The organism is Pseudoalteromonas sp. US3C1004 (assembly GCF_048401065.1).
Lineage (GTDB): Bacteria > Pseudomonadota > Gammaproteobacteria > Enterobacterales > Alteromonadaceae > Pseudoalteromonas > Pseudoalteromonas undina.
The window spans coordinates 2,349,197-2,362,829 of the sequence record NZ_CP183073.1 but is presented as its reverse complement, the minus strand read 5'-3'; the positions used below and the strand labels follow the sequence as shown (position 1 = coordinate 2,362,829).

General features: G+C 37.2%; 12 protein-coding genes and 1 pseudogene. 7 read left to right on the top strand and 6 right to left on the bottom strand.

What is annotated here, in order from left to right; genetic code table 11:
* Positions 1–2: 2 nt before the first annotated feature.
* The 3 genes from ACNSN3_RS11075 to ACNSN3_RS11065 are packed head-to-tail and all read left to right on the top strand — an operon-like array spanning position 3 to position 3,234.
* A complete protein-coding gene (locus ACNSN3_RS11075) occupies positions 3–1,922 on the top strand; it encodes a hypothetical protein (RefSeq protein ID WP_418607359.1) in 1,920 nt (639 codons plus the stop codon).
* A complete protein-coding gene (locus ACNSN3_RS11070; protein ID WP_418607357.1) occupies positions 1,922–2,389 on the top strand; it encodes a hypothetical protein in 468 nt (155 codons plus the stop codon). The genes ACNSN3_RS11075 and ACNSN3_RS11070 overlap by 1 nt, the downstream gene beginning before the upstream one ends.
* Before the next feature lie 11 nt (positions 2,390–2,400).
* Positions 2,401–3,234, top strand: coding sequence for a thymidylate synthase (locus ACNSN3_RS11065; protein ID WP_418607355.1), 834 nt, complete (start codon positions 2,401–2,403; stop codon positions 3,232–3,234).
* 419 nt (positions 3,235–3,653) lie between these two features.
* On the opposite strand, the gene ACNSN3_RS11060 is transcribed toward ACNSN3_RS11065, so the two are convergent.
* A complete protein-coding gene (locus ACNSN3_RS11060; RefSeq protein ID WP_418607353.1) occupies positions 3,654–5,156 on the bottom strand; it encodes a DEAD/DEAH box helicase in 1,503 nt (500 codons plus the stop codon).
* The gene (locus ACNSN3_RS11055) at positions 5,143–5,664 is read right to left on the bottom strand and encodes a hypothetical protein (RefSeq protein ID WP_418607351.1); all 522 of its coding nucleotides are present in this window, start codon (positions 5,662–5,664) and stop codon (positions 5,143–5,145) included. The genes ACNSN3_RS11060 and ACNSN3_RS11055 overlap by 14 nt, the downstream gene beginning before the upstream one ends.
* A 95-nt stretch (positions 5,665–5,759) precedes the next feature.
* On the opposite strand from ACNSN3_RS11055, the gene ACNSN3_RS11050 reads away from it, so the two are divergent.
* Both ACNSN3_RS11050 and ACNSN3_RS11045 read left to right on the top strand, forming a co-directional pair.
* Positions 5,760–6,041 (top strand): helix-turn-helix domain-containing protein, encoded by a 282-nt coding sequence (locus ACNSN3_RS11050; protein ID WP_418607349.1) that lies wholly within the window; start codon positions 5,760–5,762, stop codon positions 6,039–6,041.
* A 393-nt stretch (positions 6,042–6,434) separates the two neighbouring features.
* Positions 6,435–6,755: a hypothetical protein gene (locus ACNSN3_RS11045; protein ID WP_418607347.1), complete on the top strand. Its 321-nt coding sequence runs from the start codon at positions 6,435–6,437 to the stop codon at positions 6,753–6,755.
* A gap of 658 nt (positions 6,756–7,413) precedes the next feature.
* Here the strand turns inward: ACNSN3_RS11045 and ACNSN3_RS11040 are convergent.
* The 3 genes from ACNSN3_RS11040 to cadR form a co-directional block, all read right to left on the bottom strand.
* Positions 7,414–7,818, bottom strand: coding sequence for a MerC family mercury resistance protein (locus tag ACNSN3_RS11040; protein WP_350608280.1), 405 nt, complete (start codon positions 7,816–7,818; stop codon positions 7,414–7,416).
* A 102-nt stretch (positions 7,819–7,920) separates the two neighbouring features.
* The gene (locus ACNSN3_RS11035; RefSeq protein ID WP_055018870.1) at positions 7,921–8,298 is read right to left on the bottom strand and encodes a MerR family transcriptional regulator; all 378 of its coding nucleotides are present in this window, start codon (positions 8,296–8,298) and stop codon (positions 7,921–7,923) included.
* Positions 8,299–8,340: 42 nt separating this feature from the next.
* On the bottom strand, positions 8,341–8,730 hold the full coding sequence (gene cadR, locus ACNSN3_RS11030) for a Cd(II)/Pb(II)-responsive transcriptional regulator (RefSeq protein ID WP_418607344.1): 390 nt from the start codon (positions 8,728–8,730) through the stop codon (positions 8,341–8,343).
* 78 nt (positions 8,731–8,808) lie between these two features.
* On the opposite strand from cadR, the gene ACNSN3_RS11025 reads away from it, so the two are divergent.
* Positions 8,809–9,540: a transglutaminase-like domain-containing protein gene (locus ACNSN3_RS11025; protein ID WP_036972175.1), complete on the top strand. Its 732-nt coding sequence runs from the start codon at positions 8,809–8,811 to the stop codon at positions 9,538–9,540.
* The gene (locus ACNSN3_RS11020; protein WP_002962252.1) at positions 9,527–10,414 is read left to right on the top strand and encodes a cation diffusion facilitator family transporter; all 888 of its coding nucleotides are present in this window, start codon (positions 9,527–9,529) and stop codon (positions 10,412–10,414) included. Before ACNSN3_RS11025 ends, ACNSN3_RS11020 begins: the two co-directional genes overlap by 14 nt.
* Before the next feature lie 84 nt (positions 10,415–10,498).
* Here ACNSN3_RS11020 and ACNSN3_RS11015 read toward each other — a convergent pair.
* Positions 10,499–13,626: pseudogene (locus ACNSN3_RS11015) on the bottom strand (efflux RND transporter permease subunit).
* Between the last annotated feature and the right edge of the window lie 7 nt (positions 13,627–13,633).

Below are 13,633 nucleotides of genomic sequence, written 5' to 3'. Positions count from 1 at the left end.
TCATGAATTCAAAAACATTTTTTTGCAAAGATGCTTTTTTAAAAGATGTATGTGATGGAAAAGCATCATTTGATGACAATGTGCTTATTTGGAACAGTAAGTTCCCAGATGGTGTTTGGGATTTTAGAGATACGAAAAAAGCAGACGGGATGGGAAAAAGAACAAATAGTATTGTTTGGCTTGATTACTACCCTCAAGCTACTAATTTTGAAAAACATCATAACTTTGAGCGGATGATTAAGTATGAGCGGAAGTTATCAGAGTCAATCATTTTAGATATTAAAGCTGCTGCAGCTATTTATCTGCATTTTCCTAAATTGCTTAAACATAGTAAGAACACAAAATCCATTATCGACCCGAAAACAGTAAAAGGGCGCATTGACGAGTTGCTGAAGTTTTTTAGCTACCTTTACATGAAACTTAAAAAAGAAGGCTTAAACATAGACAATCTTCAAGATATTTCATATGCACAATTAAAAGTTGGAATCAAAAATTACAATGGTCGCTCAAGCCACCTAAAGCGAGCTTTGAAGCTGATTTCAGACCCAATAATCCAGATGAATCTTCAAGGAAAACTTAGTTGGTCATTAATAGATATTGAATCTCGCTCTATTAACTGGAAGGATGTAGCTGAATATAAAGGGATATTAACACTGCCTGATAATATGTTTTTGTTTTTAATGAACCACGCTAGGAGTTCTATCGGTAACTTCCTGTTCGCAATTGGGCATAAGCAAAATGATGAGTTAGCGGGAGAGGCTACAAGAATTGAGTTCCTAAAAAGCTATCCAGGGCTAGCTAAAACTATTCATACTAAACTTAACCCTGATTTAAAAACTCAAAGCAAAAAATATAAAGAGTGCAACGAAGATTACGGTTACGGCATTCGAGATGTTGGTAAAATTATAAATGATGTCCAATGCTCCGCTATCGTTACGGTTTTTTTGCTCTCTGGCATGAGAATGTCAGAGGTTCAATACGTGTTGAGGGACTGCCTTACAATTGAAAATGGCTATCAATTTATCCGCTCTAAAGTAGTGAAGCAAAAATGCAAAGACCTTCCAATTAATGATACTTGGATTGCAACACCTTTAGCCCTAGATGCTATTAATGTGTTGCGATTACTTACAAGTCATACAGGTAATCCCTATTTAATCTCGGGATTAGAGCCTAGAGAAAAAGATAAAGGTTATAAGTTACCATATACAAGTGGTGGTTTAAGAGCAATTTTAAAGCGATGGATTGTAAAAATTGACCATGACAAGATTTTTAATAATTGGAATTTTTCTGTTCACCAGTTACGAGAGACACTAGTGTTTCAACTTGCTAGGGCTGAAGTGGGACTTCCGTTTATAAGTATGCAATTAAAACATTTCCAACATCGTTTTAAGAGCATTCCAAGTGAAGTAAGCGTTGGATATGGTGAATATAAGAAGAATCTTTTATCAGATATTGCAACCAAAACCCCAGCAGCAAGAGAAAGTATTTTACAGGAGATTTATGGCGAGAATTGTAAATTCGCCGGTGGAGCCGCAGAAACACATAAGGCTAGGATAGATACTTTTTTCAGTGGGTTGGGGTTGTTTGGAAAAGACAGGGAGCATTACATAAAAAGCCTAGCTCAAAAGGGGGTCGAAATTATGCCCACATCAATAGGTGGTTGCACTAAAAACTTTATAGTAGCACCAAAAGAGTCGGTAAAACCTCCACCATGCTATGGTGACTTTCAATGTGACCCTGATTGTGAAAACCATTTGATTTCTGAGTCCTGTAAACCTGCATTGCAAAGTCGTTATGAAATGGCAGTAAAGAAAGCGGGAAGTGAACTAAACGAAGGTAATGCAATAGTTTGGCGTGGGTTATCTGAAAATTTAAAGAAGCATTTGAGTAAGCTGCAGATTGATATAAAGGAAATAAATTAATGAGTAAAAGGCCATATGCATTAGAATCTCATCTTGCAGAACAAAAAGAAAAAAATGATGAGTATATCCTTGACGGCTTGAGCTTTTTGGAAAGCAAGGCAAACTGGGACAAGTACAAAGCTACTGTAAAAGGCTTGCAAGAAGTTATAAAGATTCACTCGCAAAAATCAATTTCTGCAGGCACAATTCGTAGTCGTAAATGGGCATTGGCAAAGCTAAAAAACCTAAAAAATGAACGAAAGTCATGTTTTGCAGTTGACGGTACTAAACAGTCAAAAGCAATAGAGAGAAAGGAACAGCAGGACCTGCTTAGGGATAGAGTAAAAGGTTTGCTAGAGCAAAACACGATATTTTATGAAGAAATACTTCAATTACAAGACGTAATTTCTCGTCAAGATACAGAAATATGTGTGTTATCAAAGAAATTAGAACTATGCCGAGAGTCAAAAATACAGAAAATTAAATAAAGAAGGTAAATATGAAGCAGTACCTAGAGTTACTTAAGGATATAAAGGACAATGGTTCGATCAAATCTGATCGCACTGGAACAGGCACATCATCGGTATTTGGTCGTCAGATTAGGCACGACCTGACCAAAGGGTTCCCGTTATTAACAACAAAAAAACTTCATTTCAAAAGTATCGCCAATGAGCTAATTTGGTTTCTAAACGGTGACACTAATACAAAATGGCTTAATGAAAATGGAGTGAAAATTTGGAATGAATGGGCCACTGAGGACGGGTCTTTAGGTCCAGTATACGGTAAACAATGGACTGCATGGCCTACCAAGAATGGTGGTGAAATTAATCAAATTGAGTATGTTGTCAACCAGTTAAAGAACAACCCTGATTCTAGACGCATTCTTTTTCATGGATGGAATGTTGAGTATTTACCTGATGAAGGCATCTCACCTCAGCAAAATGCCGAAAATGGCAAGATGGCTTTGCCTCCCTGTCATTTGCTATATCAATTCTATGTTGCTAATGGCAAGCTATCTGCTCAACTCTACATTCGTAGTTCTGATAGCTTTTTAGGTTTGCCATATAACATCGCTTCTCTTGCATTGTTAACTCATATGCTTGCACAGCAATGTGATTTAGTAGCCCACGAAATAATAGTATCAATAGGTGATCTGCATATCTACTCAAATCATGAAGACCAAGTAATAGAGCAACTATCACGACAACCCCTCAAGTTACCTGAACTGAAAATCCGCAGTAAACCTGATTCAATCTTTGATTATAAATTTGAAGATTTTGAAATCGTAGGCTATGAGGCTCATCCTAATATTAAAGCTCCAATCGCAGTCTAAGGGGTTTTATTTAATCAAATTTATGATTAGATAAAGCGCCTTGATTGCAAACTGAAGATAAGAGCAAAGACAAACATAGACTCTTTCATTGATAATTTCAAAGTCCTGAAATAGGTTTAAGATTTTAATTAAAGACTTGGTCTGAAAGTACTAGGTCTTTTTTATGCATCACTTTTTATATATACGAATGAGTCATGGCAAAAAGTAAGATCTAACAAATAAACTTAATTGGCAATATATCACAACAAAAGCAAGAGAATATGGCAGGTAACAATTCAGGTAACAGCAACCAAGGGCAACAATGATTTAGTTAAGACTAACACTTCCAATAATGGTGCAAAAGTTAAAATAATAGCTAATAGCTCAAACTAGGAACTCAGTATAATTGCGCTCTCTCATAAATTGCATAAACGCGATTGTCAAATCTTGTCTGAACCAATACATACAACTCTATTCAGTTGCTCTAACTTAGCATGCGCCTCATCAGAAATATCAAAGAGTAATAATTCACCTAACCCTTCAGGTTTAATAGGTCTGTGGTTAAAATCACCATCCAGGATTAGGTTATTTGGAACTTTAGCTAAAGGTGTTTTTGAATTGTTTTTAAGGTTTGTTTCAGCCGCCTTTTCATTGTTAATTAATCTATCTAACTCAATATCAAACAAGTCATCATCCTCTGTTAAAACTTTAGGTGAGCTATCAAGCGGTTCGAGCACAATGCTTTTTTTATTCTCAATTTCAATATCAAAAATTTTAACTTTGCCTAATTCACTAGGTACACCTTCAGCTACACGTATAGCAAAATCAATTAAGTTAGGCTCTGCTGGCATAAACATAAATGCATCTTGGTTAACTGAATCAGTCATGCGCAGAATGCGTCCTAATATTTGCCTAAAGTACAGCTCTGTACGGTAATTTGTTAAGTTACAGCATATTTGTAACCGAGGAATATTAGTGCCTTCACTTACCATTCCAACGCTAATCAGCCACTCACTATCGCTTTGCCTAAATTGCTTTATGATTTTGTCCGGCTCATTTTCGCCGCTAGTAACAATAACCGCATTTTTGTTAAATTTGCTCCAAATTATCGTATTAATTACATGAGCGTGTGAGATTGATGAAGCCACAATTAACCCTCCAGCTTCAGGGTTAATACTTCTAATCTCATTTAGCTTATTAGTTGCTCTAAGGAGCAAGTTTTCAATAACTAATTCGTTAGTAACAAGCTCAGAGTATGAAATAACTTTTGCCTTAAGTAATTCAAAAAAATTAGTAAAAGTCGTTGTTTCTTCGGATTTTGTTAATATAATTTTATTATTATCTAACGCAATTATTTGCGGCACTCGGCATACTTTATCTGATATAGCTTCTTTTAACCCATACACATAATCACAGTTTATTTGGCTAGACTCATTACAGTAATTTGAGAGTGCTATTGGTAAAGAGTCAGATCGCCAAGGCGTACCAGTCAACGAGAGTGTAAATATAGCTTTTTCTTTAATTAAATTGAGGATAGGGCTTCCCCAGGAGTTAGCATCCTCAATTGAAGAACCCGCACAGTGGTGTATTTCATCAAATATTACAAAAACTCTATATTGTTCAAATAACTGCCTAACATTTTCACTTAATGTGCTTAGTGCTTGATATGTGTATGAATCACCTAGCGCACCTATAGAGCCATCAAATCGAGCATTAAATTGCAGAGATAACTCATCGGCAAAATCAGCAGAAACAACAGATGAAGGAGAAAAGCAGAGTATGATATCAATAAGCTTTTCATCATATAATCTTTTTGCTAATACCGATGCCATCACGGTTTTTCCTGCTCCAGGAGTAGCTAATGCTAAAAAGTGCTTAACGGTCCTTTTGTACTTTGCTAGCGCTATTTTTATACATTTTTGTTGCCAATCACGTAGCCGCATTCAGATTGCCTTGTTCAGTTATATTTTCCAAAAGTATATTTAAAGCGGCAATTCGGCCTTTTAAATTTTGTTGTCGTTCTTGGGCAATTAAATATTGCCGTTTAAATAGCGTTTGATGTTGTGGATGTTTATTCCAAAGATTTATGTAAGTTTCGAGCGTGCCTATACACTGCAATAACGCGTTATTGCACTCACTTAGCTCCTTTTGACAATCAGCTTTAAAGTTACTCACATTTGGCATGGGGGATTGAGCAGGGATAATTTTACTTGGCTCAAAATAACGTGTTTTTGTGTAAGTCGTTATCTTTCTATTTAAAGATGTCGATGAATGAAGCCAACCTTTACACACAAGCTTATTAAGCTGTGCGTAAACAAGCTTTCTAATTTTTACAGGGTCAAGTGTTTGATCTTGATGCAGAACTATGTACGCAGTTCTAACTTCTACAACAGTAAAGCGATCAATATTACGCTTACATATAATGGTTTTAATTAAGGGATCTAGCTTCATTGACAACTTAGATAAATTTAATTGATAGAAAGGTGTATTTATTGATGTATATGTAAATAAGTTTCATTATATGTCATGGGTTGGCAGGCTGCAATATGGGATTATTTATCCTTTGCCTGTGGATATTTGCAATGCAACCCATACAAACGCTGATTGGTATGAATATAAAATTAGCCCGAACAAAATGCTCAATACCTCAAGCTGAGCTAGCAAATAAACTTGGTATTGAGGCAAGCTATTTAAGCCGTATTGAAAAAGGCCGAGTTCCTGTTTCTTGCGAGAGAGTTTATCAAATAATTAAAATACTAAACTGTGGGCTAGAAGAGATTTTCCCCGACCCATCACAGGTAGACATACAGCTAAGAAAAAATAAGTAATCTTAGCATTAATCAAATCTTTTTCATTTAATCACTTAATGACGGAGTTTAAGCAATAAATATAAACGAAATAAAATACCAACATGACTCCAATCTTTCTCTAATAATTAGAATATTTCCTAAGGGAAACTGCCGATATTTTACTTGGCAACATGAGGGCTTCAGAATTTAAATATTATATTCAGGATGACGCTTTCGAGCGTCTAATAAGAGCTGTATTATGAGCAAAGGCAAACGGTATACTCAAGAGTTTAAAGAAGTGCACTATTCTGAATTAAAAACTGTCTAGTGAAAGCTGGGAAGTCTAAAATACAGATTATTTTTACTTATTAAGTTAGTGTTAGTGCAAGTGCTAAACCTACTATTGAATCTTAGGAAGGGTTGAAATTGGGTATGAAACATAGGCCAGAAGGATGGGTTGTTTTAACATTCCAGTCAGTGGATGATAAAACGTGTTATGTGTTGTTTTGTTCGTGTAGAAATGATGAATGGCGAGTTAGTTCAGGTTCAATGGCTTTACCTCACTTATCACCATGCGAAAATTATTGGATTTGGCCTCAAATATCAGGCTCTATATATGAGCTCCCCGTTGGTGAAGAAAATGGCTACACCTTCTACACTGGTGCTGTATTAGGCAATTTGTTAGCAAAAGGATACCGCGATGGTACACAATTAAAACGCATAGCACTTAAAGATATTATGGAAGATACATAAGACGCTCATCGCCTTCTAATCTGTCTATTTTTTTACTTTTGAAGGTAATGTGCCCTATATAACGACAGGTACTAGAGGGCTTTGATTAACAAAAGTAAGGAGTATCATGCTGTAAATGTCTTTAGCCCTTCACTATAAGCTAGTATTTGAATACACTAAAAGCTAATAAATGAATACATTAAAAGCTAACGGTGTTACGTTGAATCAAGTATCAGAAGACACTTTCCTACTTATAAGTAAAAATTCGCTTATAGCCTTATCGAACTGATTTATATTCTTATTTATCAATAGTATGTTTTCAGATATTTGCGTTAATTTGAATAAGTCTTAACTTAATCTGTCAGGTTTGATTTTTAGTTTTTGATCAAATCTGACAGTCGCATATGTGCCATTTGCGGATGAAAAGTGAATTTGAAAGCATGTTGGGTGGCGCCTTCGGCTTAACCAACCTAAATTTTATCGTAGGTCGGATAAGTGGCGGAGCCACGCCATCCGACAAAAATGATGAATTTACCAGAAACAACCTAATTTACCACGTTAGTGATATAAATAACTGCTTTATACTGTAAGTTAAACCACTCTTTACCGACTATCGGCTGAGTGCCAATTGCGGACATTAAAGCGTAACTCGTTTCTGCCCCATAATAAGTTAACGTAATTACTCTAAGGGGCTTTGAGCGAAAAGCAGACATTGACCGTTAATCGTTTCAACGACGGCAATTAGCCATACGTTGCATGTTTGCTCCCTTACTGGTTTTACGATATCCAAAACCGACATAACGACCATTAAGCAAATACCAAAGTAAAATAGGTATGTGCTCCAATCATATAGCCAAAGAGGATAAAGCGTTAATAGCACTGCTACAGGCCCTAGAATGCTGAAGACAGCTCTGGTATGGTTTTTATTTTTGTGCGAGTTGTATAAGTTTACCAATAGTTCCAAAGATGCAAAAATAGGTAAAAGCGTATTTACAGCTATTCCTTCGAAGTGAGAGAAGAAGCCTAGTCCTAATGCCGATGCAAGTGACCTTAATGCAGGGAAGCAGGCCGTGCCGCTAGCCAAACGCCACTAGAGCCTACTCTGTCTAATATTTTATTTATCATTTGAAAGTCTATTGGTTGATATTACCATCATTCTAAACTCCGTATATAAGTACGGAGTCAATCATTTTAATGAATCAATTATGGGGCAATGTGTTGGATCTTCGTTTTGCATACAGGTATTTGTCATATCCACAATTACTTTCTCTAAACGTTGAAGGTCATTAATTTTGTCTCGAATGATTGCTAACTTTTGTCGGCTTAATAGCTCAACTTGAGTGCAGTTGCTGTCCATAGACATTAGCGATTTTATTTCTCTTAACGTAAAGCCGAGCGCTTTGGCTTTTGTGATAAACCTAAGTTGTCCTGCTATTGTTTCGTCATATTGTCTATAACCAGATATTGGTTTTTCAGGTTGTGTAATCAGCCCTTCTCGTTCATAAAAACGAATGGTTTCTACATTTAAATTTAATGATTGTGCTAATTTGCCAATGGTTTTCATTATTGCCTTTGTGAATACTACTAATCTAAAGTTATATTTAGTTTAGCTATCCAATGATTTGATGATGCCGCACGCTTCAATTGTATTGTCTGAACCACAAGCACTTGCCATCTGTTGTAATTCAGCTTTAAGCGCCCTTAATTCTTTCATACGTATATTCACTAGTGCAAGTTGCTGATCAATTAATGCATTAACGCTAGAGCAGCTTTCTTCTGGCTTATTTTTTAATTCGATAAGACGTTTAATATCATTGAGTGATATATCTAGGCTGCGACAATGCTTTACGAATTCCAATTGTTTAAGTGCTTTACTATCATACAGCCTGAAATTACCTTCTGAACGGTTTGGATTTAACAGTAATCCTTCTCTTTCATAATATCTAATCGTTTGTATTGAACAGCCCGATTTTTTTGACAATTCGCCTATTTTCATCAATTTCCCCCAGACATTTGACTCTATAGTTACTATAGGATCTATAGTATAGGTATGCAACGAAAGGGATATATAAAAATGACTGAGAAATATTTAAACAATACGAATATCGTTAATTTTGAACACAAAGATATCCAATCCCTGATCGATCAACGAGGGTGGAAAAATTTGGATAATTTCAACAAAATTGGTGCCGCTTATCAGTTTGTAAAAGATGAAATAATGTTTGGCTATAACAAGAGTGATGATATTTCAGCAAGCGATGTGCTAGCAGATGGTTATGGACAATGTAATACTAAGGGTAATCTGTTAATGGCACTATTGCGTGGACTAGGTATCCAGTGTCGTTTCCAAGGTTTTACCATTGATCAGCAACTACAAAAAGGTGCTATCCCAAGCTATGTATTTTGGTTAGCACCTAAATACATCATTCATAGTTGGGTAGAAGTTTACTTTGAAGGGCGTTGGATAAACTTAGAGGGCTTTATATTGGATGAGCAATACTTAAGCTCACTACAGCAGAAATTTAGCCAAGCAAAAGATGAGTTTTGTGGTTATGGTGTTGCAACAAAGTGCTTATCTTCACCCGGTACGGATTGGCGTGGAGAGGATACCTATATTCAAAAAGAAGGTATTCATGACGACTTTGGGCTTTATGATTCACCAGATAAGTTCTATCTCGAAAAAGGTACTAATCTATCAGGTGTAAAACGTTGGTTGTATCAACGAGTGATCCGACATTTGATTAATATGAATGTATCAAAAATAAGAAATAAAAAAGTACTGGAGGTACAAAATGCACAACCATAGTCACAGTCATCAGCATGGTAAAGACGACCGGATTGGTTGGGCATTTTTCCTTAATGTGATATTTACCATTATCGAATTTATAGGTGGTTGGCTCACAAACAGTACGGCGATAATGGCGGATGCCGTTCACGATCTTGGTGATAGTCTTTCAATAGGTTTTGCGTGGATTTTAAGTCGTTTTTCAGATAAAGAAGCATCAGACAAATTCAGCTATGGTTATCGCCGACTTACACTTTTTGGTGCATTGGTAAATAGTATTGTTTTGATTATCGGCTCTATTTGGGTTTTATTTGAAGCAATACCTAAGCTGTCCAATCCTGAAATGCCTGTAGTTGAGGGGATGTTAGGGCTAGCCATACTCGGTGTTGCCGTAAATGGTTATGCGGTATTCAAATTAAAAGCGGGTGAAACACTAAATGAAAAAGTGCTGACATGGCACCTACTTGAAGATGTACTCGGTTGGGTTGCCGTTCTTATAGTCTCTATTGTATTGTTGTTCGTTGAACTGCCGATATTAGATCCTCTATTATCAATAGGGTTTACGCTGTTTATCTTATTTAACGTTTTCAAAAATCTTAAATCAACATTGGTGCTTTTTCTTCAAGCTGCACCCGATAAAGAGACCCAAGAGCGTATTAAGCAGTCATTAATTGAATTTCCTGAAGTAAATGGTATACACCATATGCATTTTTGGTCACTGGATGGTGAAAGTCACGTTTTAACAGCGCACCTTGAGCTGAGTGACAACTTTGACGTTAAAGAATTAATTAAGCTTAAACAAGAGGTTGCAGCTAAATTATCTTCCTATCATTTATCGCATACGACGATAGAGTTTGAGTTTTTAAATGAAAATTGTAGGGATGAAGCAGAGTAAGTTTTATCAATAAAATTTTGGAGCATACAATATAAAAAGCAGCTTAATTAGGCATAACTTAGTAATTAAGCTGCTTTTTTGCTTTTAGATTTCGTCGGATTGCTGTTTGTTACTCTCAGCGCCATGCGCCCATTGATATAAAATAGGCAATACAAACAAAGTTAAAATGGTAGAAGATACAATACCGCCGATAACAACTGTTGCTAGTGGTCGTTGTACTTCTGCACCAATTCCAGTGTTTAACGCCATTGGAATAAAACCTAAACTTGCGACCAGTGCCGTCATTAAAATAGGTCTTAAACGAATGATGGCACCTTCAATGATCGCTACGTATAGGTCGCCTTTTTCATGCCAAAGATCTCGAATAAAAGCCAACATAACCAAGCCATTTAATACTGCGACACCTGACAATGCAATGAAGCCGACACCTGCCGAAATTGATAAGGGCATGTCTCTTAAATAAAGTGAAAATACGCCCCCTGTTAATGCTAAAGGCACGCCACTGAAAATGATTAATGCATCTTTTAATGAACCAAATGCTATAATCAAAATACCTAGGATAACAACCAATGTTATCGGTACAACTAGGCTTAATCGCTTACTTGCTGATTCTAGTTGTTCAAACGTTCCACCATAATCAAGCCAGTATCCTGCTGGAATTTCTCCTTCCTGATTAATTTTAGCTTTAACTTCTTTTACAAAACCGCCTAAATCTCTACCACGAACATTGACGGTAACCACAACTCTTCTTTTTCCGTTCTCTCGGCTAATCTGCGCGGGTAAAGACTCTGATTTAAGCTCTGCAACTTCTTCAATTGGCACATAGTTACCATTCTCAAGTGGAAGCGGCAGATGCTTCAAGCTATCGATATCCGTTCTTATTTGCTCTGGTAGGCGAACAACTAACTCAAACCGTCTGTCACCTTCATAAATGATCCCCGCAGATTCACCGCCAATCGCAGTGGCAACCCAGTCTTGCAATTCGGTAACGTTCAATCCATACCTACCAAGCGCTTCTCGTTTAGGAATTACTGATAAAGATGGAACACCTGTGACCTGTTCCATTCGAGCATCAGCGCACCATCCACGGTTTTCACAATATTTAGAATATCTTTTGCGGTAAGTAATAACCGATCCAAATCATCACCAAATATTTTGATGCCGACATCAGCTCTAACGCCAGAAATCAATTCATTGAAACGCATTTGAATAGGCTGAGTGAATTCATAGTTGTTGCCTGGAATGTTTTTCAGTACTTTTTCCATTTCTTCAACTAATTCACTTTTTGGTTTTGAAGGTTCGGCCCATTCTTTACGTGGTTTTAAAATAACAAAGATATCAGCAATACTCGGTGGCATTGGGTCGGTTGCTACTTCTGGTGTGCCAATGCGCGAGAATACTTTATCAACTTCAGGAAACGCTTTAATACGTTGCTCAAGTACTTCTTGCATTTCTACTGATTGCTCTAGGCCAGTCGATGGAATTCTTAATGCCTGTAGTGCAATATCACCTTCATTTAATTGAGGAACAAATTCTGTCCCAAGCGTAGTTGCTAACCAAAGGCTATACCCCATTAACAGCGTTGAGAATGAAACAATAATCCAACGAAATTTCATCGCCATTTTTAACAATGGTTCATAAATAGACTTGGTTGAACGAATAACTACACTTTCTTTTTCGCTGATTTTACCTTTCATAAACACAGCTACAGCAGCAGGAACCAGTGTAACTGAAAGGATCATTGCGGAAATTAACGCCATAACGACAGTTGCCGCCATAGGGTGGAACATTTTCCCTTCAACGCCAGTTAGCGTGAAAATGGGGATGTAAACAACAGTGATAATTGCCACACCAAACAAGCTTGGACGTATCACTTCTGAAGTGGCTTCAAAAACGGTATTTAGGCGTTCTCTTAAGTCTTGCCTATGACCGTTGTGTTGGGCCTGTGCTAACCTACGGACAGAGTTTTCAACGATGATTACAGCCCCGTCCACTATCAAGCCAAAGTCCAATGCGCCGAGACTCATTAAATTGGCAGATACTCCTGCTTGCACCATACCTGTGATTGTCATTAACATGGAAATAGGGATAACAGCAGCGGTAATGAGAGCTGCACGTAAATTTCCAAGTAGAATAAATAACACAACAATAACTAAAAGCGCACCTTCAACGAGGTTTTTGGTAACGGTTGCAATCGCTTTATCTACTAACGTTGTTCTGTCGTAAACAGGCTCTGCGGTAATGCCCTTTGGCAGAGATTTTTGTATTTCGCTGAGCTTATGTTCCACTTCTAAAGCAACGGTGCGAGAATTCTCACCAATCAGCATCATGGTTGTACCAAGCACTGTCTCAATGCCATTACGAGTAGCAGCCCCTGTTCTAAGTTCTTTGCCTATAGCAACATTGGCAACATCACTTATTTTTACAGGAATACCATCGTTCTTTTTGATGATGACATTGAGGATTTCATCCATTGTCGCAAGTTGCCCAATGGAGCGCACTAACACTTGTTGTCCGTTTTGCTCAATATAACCCGCGCCACGGTTATCATTATTTTTACGTAATGCATCAGAAACGTCTTCAAAGCTTACCTGATGAAAAAGTAATTTTTCGGGTTTCGGCGTTATATGATACTGCTTGTTATAGCCGCCGATGCTGTTGACCTCAATGACGCCTTTAACTTGAGCCAATTGCGGTTTAATGATCCAGTCTTGTATTTCTCTTAAGGCAATAGCGGTATAAGGCTCTCCATTAGGCATTTTAGCGTCAGGAGAAGCTTGTACGGTATACATAAATATTTCACCAAGCCCTGTGGAAATAGGACCCATCTCTGGCTCTAAGCCAGAGGGAATAACGCCTTTTATCGCAGCTAATCTTGCATTGATTAAGTTGCGTGCGAAATAAATATCGGTTCCCTCTTCAAAGATAACGGTCACCTGGGATAAACCATATCTTGAAAGAGAGCGGGTGTGAGACAGCTTTGGTAGTCCAGCTAATGCGTTTTCTACTGGAAAAGTTACCCTTTGCTCCGCTTCTAAAGGTGAATAACCGGGGGCAGAGGTATTTATTTGTACCTGTACGTTTGTTATATCTGGAACAGCATCAATGGGAAGTTTTTGATAACTCCACATACCAACGCCGATGATTACCATCAGCAAGCTTAATACTAAATAGCGCCTATTTATTGCAAGACGCAAAATTGATTCAATCATATTGCGT

Coding starts and splice junctions, on each gene's coding strand:
- ACNSN3_RS11075 (WP_418607359.1), top strand. CDS start 3: ATGAATTCAAAAACATTTTTTTGCAAAGATGCTTTTTTAAAAGATGTA.
- ACNSN3_RS11070 (WP_418607357.1), top strand. CDS start 1,922: ATGAGTAAAAGGCCATATGCATTAGAATCTCATCTTGCAGAACAAAAA.
- ACNSN3_RS11065 (WP_418607355.1), top strand. CDS start 2,401: ATGAAGCAGTACCTAGAGTTACTTAAGGATATAAAGGACAATGGTTCG.
- ACNSN3_RS11060 (WP_418607353.1), bottom strand. CDS start 5,156: ATGCGGCTACGTGATTGGCAACAAAAATGTATAAAAATAGCGCTAGCA.
- ACNSN3_RS11055 (WP_418607351.1), bottom strand. CDS start 5,664: ATGAAGCTAGATCCCTTAATTAAAACCATTATATGTAAGCGTAATATT.
- ACNSN3_RS11050 (WP_418607349.1), top strand. CDS start 5,760: ATGGGATTATTTATCCTTTGCCTGTGGATATTTGCAATGCAACCCATA.
- ACNSN3_RS11045 (WP_418607347.1), top strand. CDS start 6,435: ATGAAACATAGGCCAGAAGGATGGGTTGTTTTAACATTCCAGTCAGTG.
- ACNSN3_RS11035 (WP_055018870.1), bottom strand. CDS start 8,298: ATGAAAACCATTGGCAAATTAGCACAATCATTAAATTTAAATGTAGAA.
- cadR (WP_418607344.1), bottom strand. CDS start 8,730: ATGAAAATAGGCGAATTGTCAAAAAAATCGGGCTGTTCAATACAAACG.
- ACNSN3_RS11025 (WP_036972175.1), top strand. CDS start 8,809: ATGACTGAGAAATATTTAAACAATACGAATATCGTTAATTTTGAACAC.
- ACNSN3_RS11020 (WP_002962252.1), top strand. CDS start 9,527: ATGCACAACCATAGTCACAGTCATCAGCATGGTAAAGACGACCGGATT.